17 protein-coding genes are annotated in these 15,634 nt (G+C 39.8%); 3 read left to right on the top strand and 14 right to left on the bottom strand.

Annotation, left to right across the window (positions count from 1 at the left end; all coding sequences use genetic code 11):
- Positions 1–27: 27 nt before the first annotated feature.
- Positions 28–1,008 (bottom strand): phenylalanine--tRNA ligase subunit alpha, encoded by a 981-nt coding sequence (gene pheS, locus ACS125_RS07125; RefSeq protein WP_004794529.1) that lies wholly within the window; start codon positions 1,006–1,008, stop codon positions 28–30.
- Between the two features lie 159 nt (positions 1,009–1,167).
- On the opposite strand from pheS, the gene ACS125_RS07120 reads away from it, so the two are divergent.
- Positions 1,168–2,160, top strand: a complete 993-nt coding sequence (locus ACS125_RS07120; RefSeq protein WP_443271259.1) for a hypothetical protein — start codon at positions 1,168–1,170, stop codon at positions 2,158–2,160.
- Between the two features lie 52 nt (positions 2,161–2,212).
- On the opposite strand, the gene rplT is transcribed toward ACS125_RS07120, so the two are convergent.
- A complete protein-coding gene (gene rplT, locus ACS125_RS07115; RefSeq protein WP_000124858.1) occupies positions 2,213–2,572 on the bottom strand; it encodes a 50S ribosomal protein L20 in 360 nt (119 codons plus the stop codon).
- Positions 2,573–2,583: 11 nt separating this feature from the next.
- Positions 2,584–2,778 carry a 50S ribosomal protein L35 gene (rpmI, locus tag ACS125_RS07110; RefSeq protein WP_003655048.1) on the bottom strand — a complete coding sequence of 65 codons (195 nt, stop codon included), beginning with the start codon at positions 2,776–2,778 and terminating at the stop codon, positions 2,584–2,586.
- A 236-nt stretch (positions 2,779–3,014) separates the two neighbouring features.
- On the opposite strand from rpmI, the gene nreB reads away from it, so the two are divergent.
- Positions 3,015–4,268, top strand: a complete 1,254-nt coding sequence (nreB, locus tag ACS125_RS07105) for a nickel resistance MFS transporter NreB (protein ID WP_174738799.1) — start codon at positions 3,015–3,017, stop codon at positions 4,266–4,268.
- A gap of 44 nt (positions 4,269–4,312) precedes the next feature.
- Here nreB and ACS125_RS07100 read toward each other — a convergent pair whose 3' ends face one another.
- The 4 genes from ACS125_RS07100 to thrS form a co-directional block, all read right to left on the bottom strand.
- Complete coding sequence (locus tag ACS125_RS07100; protein ID WP_004794540.1) at positions 4,313–4,741, bottom strand: YqaA family protein; 429 nt, start codon at positions 4,739–4,741, stop codon at positions 4,313–4,315.
- 57 nt (positions 4,742–4,798) lie between these two features.
- Positions 4,799–5,419 (bottom strand): glutathione S-transferase N-terminal domain-containing protein, encoded by a 621-nt coding sequence (locus ACS125_RS07095; RefSeq protein WP_005302422.1) that lies wholly within the window; start codon positions 5,417–5,419, stop codon positions 4,799–4,801.
- A gap of 228 nt (positions 5,420–5,647) precedes the next feature.
- On the bottom strand, positions 5,648–6,199 hold the full coding sequence (infC, locus tag ACS125_RS07090; protein WP_081399203.1) for a translation initiation factor IF-3: 552 nt from the start codon (positions 6,197–6,199) through the stop codon (positions 5,648–5,650).
- Between the two features lie 5 nt (positions 6,200–6,204).
- On the bottom strand, positions 6,205–8,127 hold the full coding sequence (thrS, locus tag ACS125_RS07085) for a threonine--tRNA ligase (protein ID WP_440203321.1): 1,923 nt from the start codon (positions 8,125–8,127) through the stop codon (positions 6,205–6,207).
- A 391-nt stretch (positions 8,128–8,518) separates the two neighbouring features.
- Here thrS and ACS125_RS07080 point away from each other — a divergent pair, with 391 nt between their 5' ends.
- On the top strand, positions 8,519–10,156 hold the full coding sequence (locus tag ACS125_RS07080; protein ID WP_443271253.1) for an acyl-CoA synthetase: 1,638 nt from the start codon (positions 8,519–8,521) through the stop codon (positions 10,154–10,156).
- 45 nt (positions 10,157–10,201) lie between these two features.
- On the opposite strand, the gene yjgA is transcribed toward ACS125_RS07080, so the two are convergent.
- From yjgA to pcnB, 7 genes are read right to left on the bottom strand one after another with little or no spacing between them, the layout of a single operon-like run.
- Positions 10,202–10,738, bottom strand: coding sequence for a ribosome biogenesis factor YjgA (yjgA, locus tag ACS125_RS07075; protein WP_004794549.1), 537 nt, complete (start codon positions 10,736–10,738; stop codon positions 10,202–10,204).
- Between the two features lie 2 nt (positions 10,739–10,740).
- The gene (locus ACS125_RS07070) at positions 10,741–11,010 is read right to left on the bottom strand and encodes an HPr family phosphocarrier protein (RefSeq protein ID WP_013198928.1); all 270 of its coding nucleotides are present in this window, start codon (positions 11,008–11,010) and stop codon (positions 10,741–10,743) included.
- On the bottom strand, positions 11,007–11,858 hold the full coding sequence (gene rapZ / locus ACS125_RS07065) for an RNase adapter RapZ (RefSeq protein WP_004794551.1): 852 nt from the start codon (positions 11,856–11,858) through the stop codon (positions 11,007–11,009). The genes ACS125_RS07070 and rapZ overlap by 4 nt, the downstream gene beginning before the upstream one ends.
- 24 nt (positions 11,859–11,882) lie before the next feature.
- Positions 11,883–12,731 carry a pantoate--beta-alanine ligase gene (panC, locus tag ACS125_RS07060; RefSeq protein WP_111855404.1) on the bottom strand — a complete coding sequence of 283 codons (849 nt, stop codon included), beginning with the start codon at positions 12,729–12,731 and terminating at the stop codon, positions 11,883–11,885.
- 3 nt (positions 12,732–12,734) lie between these two features.
- Positions 12,735–13,544 carry a 3-methyl-2-oxobutanoate hydroxymethyltransferase gene (gene panB / locus ACS125_RS07055; protein ID WP_004794557.1) on the bottom strand — a complete coding sequence of 270 codons (810 nt, stop codon included), beginning with the start codon at positions 13,542–13,544 and terminating at the stop codon, positions 12,735–12,737.
- Between the two features lie 46 nt (positions 13,545–13,590).
- Positions 13,591–14,073, bottom strand: coding sequence for a 2-amino-4-hydroxy-6-hydroxymethyldihydropteridine diphosphokinase (gene folK / locus ACS125_RS07050; protein WP_174743120.1), 483 nt, complete (start codon positions 14,071–14,073; stop codon positions 13,591–13,593).
- A complete protein-coding gene (pcnB, locus tag ACS125_RS07045; protein WP_443271249.1) occupies positions 14,070–15,533 on the bottom strand; it encodes a polynucleotide adenylyltransferase PcnB in 1,464 nt (487 codons plus the stop codon). Before pcnB ends, folK begins: the two co-directional genes overlap by 4 nt.
- Positions 15,534–15,634: the final 101 nt, after the last annotated feature.

Raw genomic sequence — 15,634 nt, 5'->3', positions numbered from 1 at the left:
TAAACCTTTTTTAATCCTGAAAAACTGTTAGGCAAATTGGCGTAAGAAACGCACATCATTTTGATAGAACATACGCAAGTCATTAATGCCATAACGCAACATAGCAAAGCGCTCTACCCCTAAACCAAAAGCAAAGCCTTTGTATTTATCAGGATCAATACCCGCAGCACTTAATACATTTGGATGTACCATGCCACAGCCTAAAACCTCTAACCAACGGCCACGTTCATCCATAATATCTACTTCTGCACTTGGTTCAGTAAACGGGAAATATGATGGACGGAAACGTACCTTTAAATCTTTTTCAAAAAATTCATTCAGCAGGTTAATTAATAAACCTTTTAATTCAGCAAAACTGGTGTTCTCAGCAACGTATAGACCTTCGATCTGATGGAACATTGGCGAATGCGTCTGATCAGAGTCACAACGATAAACACGGCCTGGACATACGATACGAATTGGTGGCTCACTTGTTTCCATCGTACGAATCTGTACACCAGACGTGTGCGTACGCAGTAAATGAGTGGCATCAAAATAGAAAGTATCGTGCATAGCACGCGCTGGATGGTGACCAGGAATATTTAATGCTTCAAAATTGTGATAGTCATCTTCAACTTCTGGACCAGTCGCAACTGTAAAACCAGCTTTAGTGAAGAACTGACAAATTCTTTCTTGTACTTGAGTAACAGGGTGAACTGTACCAACGCGTTGACCGCGGCCTGGCAAAGTAATATCAATCGTTTCACTTGCTAGTTTTTGCTCAAGTGCTGCCTGTTGTAATGCCGCTTGACGTTCTGTTAAAGCAGTATTAATTGTTTCTCGAACAGCATGAATCGCAGCACCTTGTACTTTGCGTTCTTCAGGGTCCATTTTCCCTAATGCTTTCGATTGTTCTGCAAGCTGGCTTTTTTTCCCTGTAAATTGCACACGCACCTGATCAAGTGCAACAAGGTCTTGAGCTGCTGCAATGGCAGCAAGCGCTTCTGTGGTCAGGGCTTCCAGTGACATATTAACTCTCAAAGCAACAAATTAAAAAAAATATAATAAAACACTGCATTCTAACAGTTTTTCATCAGATTGATGAAGTTTATCCATCATGAAAAATGTATTAGGCAACAAAAAGATAAAACGTATAAGATAATAGCATCGTCAATGAGATCAACTATTATGGCGCTCAATCAAATTTGGAAACAACAACTTACGCTTGTGACGTATGGTAATGAATACCTCCGTCAGAATTTAAGCTTTACCCAATGGCGACAACATCATATTTTTGACCACCATAGTTTTCAGTTTCGTGACTTAGCTTCTCAGCATTTACTCGCTCAACACTTTCAAGTTTGGCTAGAAGCGCTAAAAAAACAAGGTACCACTCAGCTCAGTTTACATTTATCAAGTCTTCTAAATGAAGAGCAAAATCCAAACAGCAACGTTGAGCTTCTGCCTTATACTCATTTTATCGTTAGCCATCAAAATGATAAGAAATTTGCATGGATTTTTGGCCATGAACTTGCTGAATGGTATAACAATGATAATGAGTTTGAAGCGCCTGCTTCACAAACCTGTGAGCTTCGTCTAGAAACTTTCTGGCGTTTTGAACTCAATGAAAAATTATCAAAAAAAATTGAAGCTGATTTAAAAAATCCGCCATGGCAAGAAATAGCTGACTTTATGGAGAGTGAATTATTTCGTAGTAAATATGCAGCAGGGTTTGAAGAGCCAGAATTTCAAAAAGCTCATTTTGATGGTACAAACATTACGAGCCAAGAACCAAGACTTGCTTTAATTCCAGAGAATTATCCTGCAGATTATGCTCATCAGCTTTTATCTCGCACTCAAGCATTGGCTAATTATTTAGAACAAAAGAAACGCCTTGCAAATGATCCATTAGGAGAAGAACTAGACCAAGAACAACTCATTAATTTAAGAAATTTTACGCAAAAAACTGATGATTTATTTGCCAAACTTATTGTTAAGTCTGCAAATCACTTCCAAACAGCTCAGATCGCACCTGTAGTTAAAGCCTCTCCGTTCGAGCAATCAAATGAAAATCCACAACATTTGAAATCTCATCACCATAAAGGTACTGGTTCAGGCGTTATTAAGCTGATTATTCTAACGATTATTATTTGTGCTCTGGCTTATTATTTTGGGCTTTAACTAAATAATAAAAAAAGACCGCTAAAAGCGGTCTTTTTTTAAATCTCTAAGCTTATGCAGCTAATGCGCCTTTAGCTTTTTCAGCTAAAGCAGCAAATGCTACTGCATCATGCATAGCGATGTCAGCTAATACGCGACGGTCGATGATCACTTGAGCTTTTTTCAAGCCATCGATCATACGGCTGTAAGACAAACCGTTTTGACGAGCACCAGCATTGATACGCGCAATCCATAGAGCACGGAATTGACGTTTCTTTTGACGGCGGTCACGATAAGCATATTGACCAGCTTTGATTACCGCTTGGAACGCTACGCGGTAAACGCGTGAACGAGCACCATAGTAACCTTTAGCGCGAGCAAGAATTTTTTTGTGACGACGATGAGCCACTACACCACGTTTTACACGAGCCATTTATAATCTCCTTAGATGTATGGGCACATACGACGAACTGAGTTCACGTCAGAAACATGAACCATTACACAGCCGCGTAATTGACGGATACGTTTAGCAGATTTTTTGGTCAAAATGTGGCGCTTAAATGCTTGTTTGCGCTTGAAACCGTGTGCAGTCGCCTTGAAGCGTTTAGCAGCACCGCGGCGAGTTTTCATCTTAGGCATAACAACCTCTTTTGAACACCTGTTCGGAACGTTTGCACCATTGCAAAAACGACCTGCAGGTAAGGGAGCCGATATTCTAAAGCATCCCAACTTAAAACAAAAGTAAAATGCTCATTTTTTGATAGTAAATTGTCTATTTTATATAAACGATATTTTCTATAATCAATTATCAAATTACGAGAAAATCCATAAAATCATCGCCTATAATAAGTGCAATCTCCTAAATTCAAAAGAATATGAATATACAAAATGATGCTTTCGCTGCATTACGGTATCGAGACTTTTCTATCGTTACGATCAATCAGTTTTGCTTAACGCTCGCAATTTTGATTCAAGAAATTATTGTTGCCTATTCATTATATCAAATCACTAAAGACCCACTGACTTTAGGTTTAATCGGACTTGCAGAAGCCATTCCTTTTATTGCCCTTTCTCTTTGGGGAGGCTATTTTGCAGATAGGTTTAATAAACAGATTATTATGAAAATCTGTTTATTTTTTGCGGTTCCCCTTCCCTTGGTTTTATGGTTACTTTTCCACTTACATGGTTTAGAGCATATCAGTGTTAGCTTCCTTTCTTGGGGCATTTATGCTGTTATTTTCGGTTTAGGAACAATCCGCGGTTTCTACAATCCTTCTGCAACATCTTTAAAACCATTTTTAATTCCACGCGAACTTTATGCAAATGGTGCGACATGGACAACCATTGGTTGGCAAAGTGGTGTAATTATTGGACCAATGCTGGGTGGTTTCATGCTTGCTTATTTAGGTAGAGAAACCAGCCTATTTAGCGTTGCTGTTTTACTTGGCATTTGCTTTATTTTAATTAACTTATTGCATAAACGTAATTTCCCTAAAATTGAAACTGACAATATTCTAGAAAGCTTAGGAGAAGGTTTCCGTTTTATCTGGAAAACCAAAATTGTTCTTTGGGCGATTTCTCTTGATTTAGCTTCTGTTTTATTTGGTGGCGTTATCGCGTTATTACCAATTTTCGCAGAAGATATATTAAAAGTCGGTCCTGAAGGGCTTGGATATTTACGAGCAGCTCCATCTATAGGCGCACTTATCACTATGATTGCTTTGACTCGCTTTCCGCCAACTCAGCATGCATGGCGTAACATGTTACTTGCTGTAGCAGGTTTCGGAATATTTACTATTCTATTCGCCTTCTCAAATAATATGTGGTTATCTCTTTTTGCTCTTGCTATGACAGGCGCATGTGACAGTATTTCTGTTGTTGTAAGACAAACCATTTTGCAAATTTTCCCACCAGAAAATATGCGAGGCCGCGTTGCTGCCGTAAATGGTATGTTTGTATCTTCAAGTAATGAATTAGGAGCCTTTGAATCAGGTTTAGCGGCTAAATATTTAGGCACGATTACCGCTACAATTTTTGGAGGCTGCATGACGCTGGTTGTTGTGACTTTCTGTTGGATCAAAACGAACGATCTATTTAAAGTTGATATCACCAGAAGCTCAGAAGATTAATTTAAATAGTTATAAATCAAAGCATCTTCGGATGCTTTTTTATTTTAAATAAAACCCATCACCACCCAGTAAATAAACAAATAGCGTCCTGCTTTGGCAATAATAACAATACCAAGGAAACGCCAAAAATTTTCTTTGAAGAGTCCAGCAACCAAAGTAATTGGATCGCCAATGATAGGTGCCCAACTCAAAAGTAAGGAGTAAAAACCATACTTATGATAAAAGCGCTGGGCTTGTTCTAAACGTTTTTCAGAAACTGGAAACCACTTTCGATGTTTAAACTGCTCTATCTTTAGGCCTAACCACCAATTGACACAAGAACCTAAGACATTACCCAAAGTAGCAGTACTGATTAAAAGCAAAGCTGAATATTGTCCCTTTAATAATAAGGTGACCAATACCGCTTCAGACTGTAGAGGTAATAATGTGGCAGCGCCAAAAGCACTGATAAAAAGCAAAAAGTAACTCAGCATAAGCAATTATACCAAATGACTTTTTGCTTTAAGCATTTATTAAATCTAGGCAAGAAATTAAGCCACTTTAATCGATAATGCTTTCTGAACTGCTGGGCGTGCTGTTAAGCGGACAATATATTCTTGTACATATGGGTAATCTTCAAGTTGAATACCTTGCCATTCATAACGCAATATCCAAGGTAAAATTGCCATATCAGCAATCGAGTACTCACCAGCAACAAACTTTTGACCAATTAATTGTTTATTAAGTACACCATATAAACGTTTAGTTTCATTTACATAGCGGTCTATGGCATAGGGGATTTTTTCTGGGGCAAAACGATTAAAATGATGATTTTGCCCAAGCATAGGCCCTAACCCGCCCATTTGCCACATGAGCCACTGCTCAACCTCAACTCGCTCTTGTTCATCATCTGGATAAAATAATCCGGTTTTTCGACCTAGATATTGCAAGATAGCACCCGATTCAAATATTGATATCGGCTCACCACGAGGTCCATTTTGATCAACAATCGCAGGAATTTTATTATTTGGAGAAATTCTCAGGAAATCTGGTTGAAATTGATCATTTTCTAAAATATTAATTGGATAAAGGGTGTAATCCAGTCCCATTTCTTCTAAGGCAATTGTGATTTTATGTCCATTGGGAGTACCCCAATAATATAGATCAATCATTCTATTTTCCTATTCATCGTTATCATGACTGCGTCTTGCGTTATATCATGTTTTAAGAGGAGTGATGAGATTTCCAACACTAAAAAATACATAAAATTCGTGAATTGAATTTCTTAAAAAAATATAGCAATTGTCTTAAATAAAACTGAACAAAGAAAAGTTAAGTGATATTTTTTATTAATATTAGAGTAAAAAAAAGCACTGCTTTTGCAGTGCTTTTTTTGAGTCTTACTTTTTCTTTTTCGGTCCAAGTAACATACCCATTTGACGGCCTTCCATTTTTGGTGCTTGTTCCACAACCCCATACTCAGCCACGTCTGCTTCAATTTTTTGCAATTGAGCTAAGCCAAGTTGTTGATGAGCCATTTCACGACCACGGAAACGTAAAGTGATCTTCACTTTGTTTCCTTCTTCAAGGAATTTCAAAATAGCACGAAGCTTAACTTGATAATCACCAACATCAGTTGCAGGGCGCAGTTTGATTTCCTTCACTTGCACTTGATGCTGTTTTTTCTTCGCATCTTTTTGCTTCTGCTTAAGGTCAAACAAGTGCTTGTTGTAATCCATAATTTTACAAACAGGCGGCTCGGCGTTTGCAACGATCTCAACAAGATCAAGTTCAACCTCTTCAGCAGCACGCAGTGCTTCACTTAATGAAACAATTCCTTTTTGCTCACCTTCAGCACCGACGAGGCGTACTTCTTTTGCACGGATCTCATCGTTAATTGCTGGACGGTTGCTTTTTGCACCTTGTTGTTGGTTACGGTCAGGCTGTTTAATCTTTCTTACTCCACAATATACCGGCCGCGTTCGGCGACGGCAGACTTCACTAAGTCAATGAATGCATCTACTGACATAGTACCTAAATTTTTTCCTGAGCGCGTACGTACATTCACTGTACCTTCTTCAACTTCTCGATCACCAAGAACTAACAGGTAAGGAATACGCTCTAAAGTACGCTCACGAATCTTAAATCCGATTTTTTCGTTTCTCAAGTCAGAAATAGCACGAAGACCATTTTCTTTGAGTTTTGCTACGACTTTCTCACAAGCTTCAGCTTGAGAGTCAGTAATATTCATAACACATGCTTGTAACGGCGACAACCAAGGTGGCATGAAACCAGCATAGTGTTCAATTAGTATACCAATAAAACGTTCAAAACTGCCAAGAATTGCACGATGCAACATAACAGGCTGATCACGATCATTGTCTTCAGTTACGTAAGACGCATCTAAACGCTCTGGTAAGTTGAAGTCACATTGAATAGTACCACATTGCCATACACGTCCGAGACAGTCTTTCAATGAGAATTCAATTTTCGGACCGTAGAACGCACCTTCACCCGGCTGTAATTCCCACTCAAGACCCGCTGCATCTAAAGCATCTGCTAAAGATTTCTCAGCCATATCCCAAAGCGCATCGTCACCCACACGTTTTTCTGGACGTGTAGACAGTTTCATTTGCACTTCTTCAAAGCCAAAATCTTTATAAACATCTAAAGTGAGTTTAATAAAGTCTGCAACTTCTTGACCAATTTGTTCTTTAGTACAGAAGATATGAGCATCATCTTGTGTAAAACCGCGTACACGCATAATACCGTGTAAAGAACCAGATGGTTCGTTACGATGGCAAGAACCGAACTCGGCTAAACGAATTGGTAAATCACGGTAAGACTTCAAACCTTGGTTGAAAACTTGCACATGACATGGGCAGTTCATTGGCTTAACCGCATAATTACGACTTTCAGAATGAGTCGTAAACATGTTGTCAGCGTAGTTCGCTGCATGACCAGATTTTTCCCAAAGCGTAAAGTCTACGATTTGTGGAGTTTTAATCTCGAGGTAACCATTGTCTTGCTGAACTTTACGCATGTATTGTTCAAGAACTTGATAAATCATCCAACCATTTGGATGCCAGAACACCATACCTGGTGCTTCTTCTTGCATATGGAACAAGTCTAAGGCTTTACCAATTTTACGGTGGTCACGCTTTTCAGCTTCTTCAATACGCTTAATGTACGCAGCAAGCTGTTTCTTATCAGCCCATGCTGTACCATAAATACGTTGAAGCTGTTCATTCTTCGCATCACCGCGCCAGTAAGCGCCAGAGATTTTTGTCAGCTTGAATGATTTTAAGAATTTGGTGTTTGGTACGTGTGGACCACGACACATATCCAAATAATCTTGATGGTAGTACAAGCCCATTTGTGTTTCTTCAGGCATGTCTGCAATCAAGCGTAATTTGTATTCTTCGCCACGTGCAGTAAATTCAGCAATTACTTCATCACGCGGTGTCATTTTTTTAACGACATCGTAATCTTGATCGATGAGCTTTTTCATGCGCTCTTCAATCGCGGCCATATCGTCTAATGTAAACGGACGAGGCATCCAGATGTCGTAGTAAAAACCTTCTTCAATGACTGGACCAATCACCATCTTGGCTTCAGGAAATAGCTGTTTGACAGCATGCCCTACAAGGTGTGCACAAGAATGGCGAATAATTTCAAGACCTTCTTCATCTTTTGGAGTGATAATTTGTAAGGTCGAATCTTCGGTAATTAAGTCACATGCATCAACTAAGCGATCATTTACACGTCCGGCAACAGTATTTTTTGCTAGACCAGGCCCGATACTTTGGGCAACTTCCATAACAGATACAGCGTGATCAAAACTTTTTTGATCGCCATTTGGCAATGTGATAATTGGCATAAAAAAATCCTTAAGGAGTGATGCCCTATACGAAGGAGCATTTCACCGCGAGATTATGATCGAGGCGAACCTCAAAATATAAAAACGGTGTAAATCAAAATTAAAAAACCTGAAAGATTTTACACTTGTTCAAGCAAAGTGAAAACCTTTGAGCCCACAAAATCATAAATACATTTTGCTTATCAGGTAAACAGCAATAAATGACTTAAAATGTATTGGGAAGATTTTTTAAACACACTCAGCGCAAGTGGTTTAAGATGAAGAAAATAGCATTTTTGCTCATTTTCTGACTGAAGGGTATTTCTGTTTAAGACTAAAGCATAGATGCTTTGATGAGTATTAAGTCATATTTTCAAAGAATGAATTAAAAATAGAACACGGAGTTGTCACCATGGTTAGTGCTTATGATGAGTTACCACGCACACCCGCAAACTTTGTTGCATTGTCCCCTCTACGCTACTTAGAGCGTGCAGCTTATATTTATCCCAATCAAGCATCGATTATTCATGGTAAGCGCCAAATTTCATGGAAAGAAACTTACCAACGTTGTTGCCAGTTTGCTTCTCAGCTCAAACAACTGGGAATTGAAAAAAATGATACGGTGTCTGTCTTATTGCCAAATATTCCAGCCATGGTTGAAGCACATTTCGCAGTTCCAATGGCGGGTGCCGTACTCAATACACTCAATACTCGCTTAGATGCAAAAACAATCGCTTTCATGCTTGAACATGCTGAAAGCAAAGTACTGTTGGTTGACCCTGAATTTGTTAATTTGGCAAGAGAAGCCCTCTCTCTTATTCCTGACCAGCATATTATTGTAATTGATGTAGCTGATGATGAATATGAAGGTGAAAATCAGTTTATCGGTTCTTTTGAATATGAAGAATGGATAGCCCAAGGCGATATTAACTTTGTATGGCATTTACCAGAAGATGAATGGGATGCAATTAGCTTAAATTATACATCTGGAACTACAGGTAATCCTAAAGGCGTGGTTTATCATCATCGTGGGGCTTATCTGAATGCTGCAAGCAATATCTTAGCCTGTGGCATGAAACCTCGTGCTGTGTATTTATGGACATTACCGCTTTTCCATTGTAATGGTTGGTGTTTTGCATGGAGTATCGCAGCCAGCGGTGGAACGAATATTTGTTTGCGCAAAGTCGACCCAGAATTAGTCATGCAACTCATTGCAGAACATAAGGTTGATTATTTCTGTGGTGCACCGATTGTTCTTTCAATGATTATTAACTTACCTAAAGAAAAACAAACCAACTTTGATCACCATGTTGAAGTGATGGTTGCTGGTGCAGCTCCTCCAGTTGCTATTATTGAAGGTATGCGAAACATGGGAATTAACGTCAACCATGTTTATGGCTTAACAGAAACATATGGTCCTTCTGCCTTGTGTGCTTCACAATCAGGATGGAATGAACTTTCAATTGCTGAACAAGCTCAGCTTCATTCCCGTCAAGGTGTACCCTACCCATTACAAGACAGTATGCGTGTGTTAGCCCCCGAAACAATGCAGCCTGTCCCGAATGATGGACAAACCATGGGGGAAATTATGTTTCGTGGCAATATTGTCATGAAAGGCTATTTAAAGAACCCTCAAGCAACTCAAGAAGCTTTTGCTGGCGGATGGTTCCACACGGGAGACTTAGCCGTTTGCCATCCAGATGGCTATGCAAAAATTACTGACCGTTCGAAAGACATTATTATTTCAGGTGGAGAAAATATTTCATCTTTAGAAGTAGAAGATGTGTTGTATAGACACCCAGCTGTTTTAACTGCTGCCGTCGTCGCTAAACCCGATGCTCGTTGGCAAGAAGTACCCTGCGCATTTATTGAATTAAAAATGGGTGCCACAGCGACACCTGAAGAAATTATCGAACATTGCCAAAAAGAGTTAGCTCGCTTTAAAGTTCCTAAAGATGTGGTTATTACAGAAATTCCAAAAACATCGACCGGCAAATTACAGAAGTTTATTTTGCGAGAATGGGCAAAAGAACGTGCTGAGAATATATAAATAAAAAAGCGACGCCTTGAGCGTCGCTTTTTTATTTAAGCGCATTTAGCCTTGATCAGACAATAATGCGATTTGCTGCACATAGTTAACAAATTTAACTTTTGATGCCTCAATATCTGCTTCACTCGCCTGTTGAGTTTTATCGCGGTTTATTCTCAACACATGCTGACGCAAGGTGTGACGTTCCGATGCATTATAAATTTTACTAAATTCATTAATTGCAGGATCACCCTGCTCAATCATACGGTCGACCCAACGCATTAATTGAGCTTGTCTTTTCGCACCTTGCTGCGGGGTTAAATAAGACAAAATAATCGTCTCATCTTCATTGCGCAATAACTTACCAATACGTTGAAATTGGCGACGACGTGCTTCAAAAGAACTAATGTTCTGCACTTCCATTAAAGCATCAATTAAACGCTCATCAACTGGAAGTTTCTGAATTTGTTTAATAGAAAGTTGTGCGAGTTGCTCACCTAAAGCAGCCATGCGTTGCACTGCTTTTTTCTGTTCGGTTTTACTTGCACGTCCTTCTAAAGAACCGAAATCTTCTTCAGTATAACGTTGGGAACCACGTGCCACGATTAATCTGCCTCATAAAATTTTGCTGCGAATAACGCCAGTACTTCATTTAATGCCTGCTCTTCGTCGGTACCATCAATGACCAATCGCAAAGTGGTTCCTTTACCTGCACCTAACATCAGCAAAGACATAATATTTTTTGCATCTACCAAATGATCGCCTTTTCCAATCTGGATTGACGAACGAAACTTTGTAGTGACCTCTATCAGTTTTCCTGATGCACGAGCATGTAAACCGAGTTTATTAATTACATCAACAGTTGTGTCTATCATGACCAGTGCTTCATTTCTCTGTGTAAGACCTGAACAGACCATTCTGCCTCAAGTGCTTGTTTTAGTCTATCTACGATATAAACCGAACGATGTTGCCCCCCAGTGCAACCAATAGAAATCGTCATATAGTGACGATGTCCTTCAGCAAATGCGGGAAGCCATTTTTTTAAGAAGTGAAGAATATCATCAAACATTTCGTTTGCTTGCGGACTTGCTTCTAAAAATAGTCTTACTGGCTCATCCAAACCAGAAAAACGTCTTAATTCTAAATCCCAATGCGGATTTGGTAAATGCCGTACATCAAAAACATAATCGGCATCTAAAGGAATGCCATGTTTATATCCAAATGACTGCAATATGACAATAAGCTTATCTGACTGCCCCAATTTAGACAGTAAAATATGCTTTAAATCATGAACGCTTTTATCCGTTGTATCAATATGAACCGTAGCGCGGAACTGAATTGGAAGCAGTAACTGCTTTTCTTCATGAATACATTGCAACAGACTTTTAAAACGATTAGCTAATGGATGCGGGCGACGAGATGCACTAAAACGCGCAATCAAATCCTGATCTTGTGTCGTCAGATAAATAACATCAACAGTTCCATGTCTTTGTAATTGCTCAAACACATGATCGAACTCTTGCATATCTGCCCGAGTACTTCTGACATCCACACCTAAAGCCAATTGCTCCAGATTATTTTCATGATCTAGCTTTGCCACAATTTCAGGCAGCAATGCCAAAGGCAAATTATCAATACAGTAATAGCCCAAATCTTCTAATACTTGAAGGGCCGAAGATTTTCCTGAACCAGACTGTCCTGTCACGATAAGTATACGCTTCATGGCATGGCTGTCCTTTGATCTCTTTTATTGGGGTGTAAAGGCAACTTCTAAATTGTCAATCAAACGAGTTGCACCTAGTTTTGCCGCGACAAACAACACAATATCACGATCAAATTGAGTAGCAGGTAACAGATTTGTCTGACGAGCTTCGACATAATCAACAACAAAACCATTATCTGTCAACTGAGTTTTGATATCTTCTACAACTTGTTGCAAATCTTTGCCTTGATGTAACTGTTGCTCAGCCTGCTTCAAACTTTGATAAATAACCGGAGCAATCTGACGGTGCTCAGCGCTTAAATAACCATTTCTTGAGCTAAGCGCTAAACCATCTGCTGCACGAACAATTGGCACACCAATCACTTCTAAAGGAATATTTAAATCTTGTACAAACTGACGAATAACGGCTAACTGTTGGTAATCTTTTTGTCCAAAGAAAGCGTAATTCGGTTGCACAATATTAAAGAGCTTAGTTACAACCAAAGCTACACCATCAAAGTGTCCTGGACGTGAACTACCACATAAAGCATCTGTAATCTGGCTGACACTGATGTTCGTTAAACGCGGTTGTGTACCGTACATTTGCTCAACTGATGGCGCAAAAATAATGTCACAGCCAACATCGGCAAGTAGGCGACTATCCTGCTCTAAAGTACGAGGATAGCTGTCAAAATCTTCGCCTGGACCAAATTGAGTCGGATTTACGAAGATACTTACAACCACAACATCACATAGCTTTTTCGCTTCACGAACAAGTGTGAGATGCCCTTCATGTAGATTTCCCATGGTTGGGACAAAACCAATAATTTTACGTGCAGCTCTAGCAGGATTTAAAGAAGCTGCAAGACCTTGTATTGTGGTTTCTGTTTTCATGAATTACAGCTCAACGTGAAAAGTATGTTCTTTGGCAGGGAATGACTGATCCTGCACAGCAGCATGAAAAGCTTTGAAAGCATCTAAAATAGCAGTTTCACCTGATTGCTCTTTCATAAAGTTACGTACAAAGCGCGCAACTCGACCAAAAGTTAGGCCCAACATATCTTGTACAACCAATACTTGACCATCGGTTGCATTACCTGCGCCAATACCAATTACAGGCGTATTTGGGAATAATTCAGCAATTTCTTGACCCAACTGAGCAGGAACACATTCAAGTAATAATACCGCTGCACCCGCCTCAACCACTGCTGTACAATCAGCAATAAGCTGATCTGCTGCCTCACGTGTTCTAGCTTGTAATTTATAGCCACCGAATACATGTACAGATTGAGGTGTTAAGCCTAAATGCACACAAACAGGTACACCATTACGGGTTAAAACCTGCACGATTTCACTTAACCATGCACCGCCTTCGATTTTCACCATTTGAGCGCCAGCTTGCATGACTGTTCTTGCATTTTGCAAAGCATCATTCAAGGTTGCATAACTCATAAATGGCAAGTCTGTCATAATCAAGGCATGCTGATTACCACGGCGCACCGCTGCCGTATGATAAGCCATATCTTCAACAGTGACTGGCAAAGTTGAATCTCGCCCTTGAATTGCCATTCCAAGAGAATCACCAATTAAGATTGTATCAATTTCAGCAAGTTCCATTGCTTTTGCCATGCTTGCATCGTAACAAGTTAGACAAGAGAACTTACGTCCTTCGGCTTTAAATTTTCTTAAGTCACTTAGACTAATCATGATGATATCCTCTACAGGAGTTTGCAGAACATAATGAATCGAGAGCTTAAGCCCAAGACTCATCCGCAAGTACAGTCAGCGTTGGCTGCTGTATCAGTTCTAAATTTTTAAGTGGCTGATCATTAATCTGTAAATCAGCATCTAAATCTAATAAAGGAATCACAACGAAATCTCGTTGTAGAATGCCTATGTGCGGTACAGTTAAGCGCTCATTGTGAATTTTTTCATTGCCATAAATAAGCAAATCCAGATCCAAGGTTCGCTCCCCCCAACGACGGAGTCGCACACGGCCAGCTTCTTGCTCAAACCGTTGTAAATGATCCAACAAATCTAAAGGCGCAAGATCGGTATTTAATTCTGCAACTGCATTTAAATAATTTGGCTGATCTTGAGGCCCCATAGGCGGACTTTGATAAAGTCTAGAGACTTTAACTATTCCTAACGTCTTAAGCTTAGCAATGGCTTCAGATAAAATTTGACGTGAATCGCCTAAATTACTTCCTAAACCAATATAAGTGGTTATTGTCATTGCGTTGGCCCAAAAACGACTTGGCTTAAATCACGTTGTACCCGCTTACGTTTTAAAATTGGATGATCACCCATCACGCCTGCTTCAGAAGTAGTCGCTTTTTCAACAAATCGGCCAACTGCCTGATCTTGTCTAGTACGTTCTTTTTTCCCACGGCGAGTACGTGGTTCCGGAATATCAACCAAAGGTTCAATTTCCGTGTCAACTTTATTATTTTCAATAGGCTCAGCAGCAGCTTTACGACGGTTTCTAGCTTTCTGACGATTATATTGGCTAATCGCAGCTTCTTTTTCGTCATTTGACATTTCTTGGTAGGCTTCCCACCAGCTCCCCATTCCTTGTGTTGTGTCATCACCTGACTTTTCACGGAGTAATAAGAAGTCAAAACCTGCACGGAAACGAGCATGTCCAGCCAATGCTTCTATTTGCTGTGGTTTTGGATTAAGCAAACGGGTCTGCATTTCCCAAACTTCACGAATAAAAGTTTCTGCAAAGCGAGGAATAACTGTGCGTGTTGCTTGGCGTTTTAAGACATCTAAACCAGCCTGCGCACGGGCTTCAGCCGGTACAATACCTTTAGATAAATAAAACTCACAACGCTCTAAAAATGGTTGCCACAATAACACTGCATAGAAAAATGCTGGGTTAATTGTTTTCCCAACCTGAATACGTTGATCTGTATTCTTTGCTGCTCTTAAAATAAATGGAGTGAGGTTAGGCTGAATATCTGCAAAGAGTTGCTTCCAGACACCAAACTCAATCAACATTGGCAAAACACGTGCCAAATGTCCCATTGTGAATAGCTTCTGAGATTCATCGTATAAACGATGCGGAGAGACATCACGCAGTAATTGCGTCATTTCAGCATCAAAGATATCGAGAATATTTGAATCAATTTTGAAATTTAACTTAGCTGCAAAACGTAGAGTTCGCAGCATACGCACTGGGTCTTCTTCGAAGCGCTGTGCCGGATCGCCCAATAAACGTAGAGTTTTATTTTTTACATCGTCAATTGCTTTGCAGAAATCGAACACAATACTCTTACGCGGTTGGTAATATAGCGTATTGATTGAAAAATCACGTCGAGCAAAGTCTTGTTCGATAGTACCCCAATTATTGTCACGTAAAATCATGCCTGAGGCACTAGTGACTGCTTTTTTAGGAGGGGCACGGAATGTAGCAACTTCAATAAGCTCACGCCCTGAATATACATGTGCTAATTCAAATCGACGACCAATGATTCGGCAACGTCTGCCAAAAACTTCTTTAATTTGAGAAGGTGTCGCATTGGTCACTGCATCGAAATCTTTAGGATTAAACCCTAGCATTAAATCACGGACACCACCCCCAACAATATAAGCTTCATAGCCAGCTTTAGTCAGGCTATCGATCACATCTAAAATCGAAGAAGGAAGTTGGGCTGTGGACAAACCACATTTTGACGCTCGCAAGGTTTGCAAAAGACGCTGTCTCCTACGTCAGGACGTAAATAACAAGTTGTCGCTAATCATAGCTCTAACGCACACAAAGGGCAATTTGATTCTCTGTAGTTTGCGCATGA

Source organism: Acinetobacter sp. PFS20 (assembly GCF_052261015.1).
Lineage (GTDB): Bacteria > Pseudomonadota > Gammaproteobacteria > Pseudomonadales > Moraxellaceae > Acinetobacter.
The sequence above is the reverse complement of the archived record's forward strand: the minus strand, read 5'-3'. Positions and strand labels throughout refer to the sequence as shown.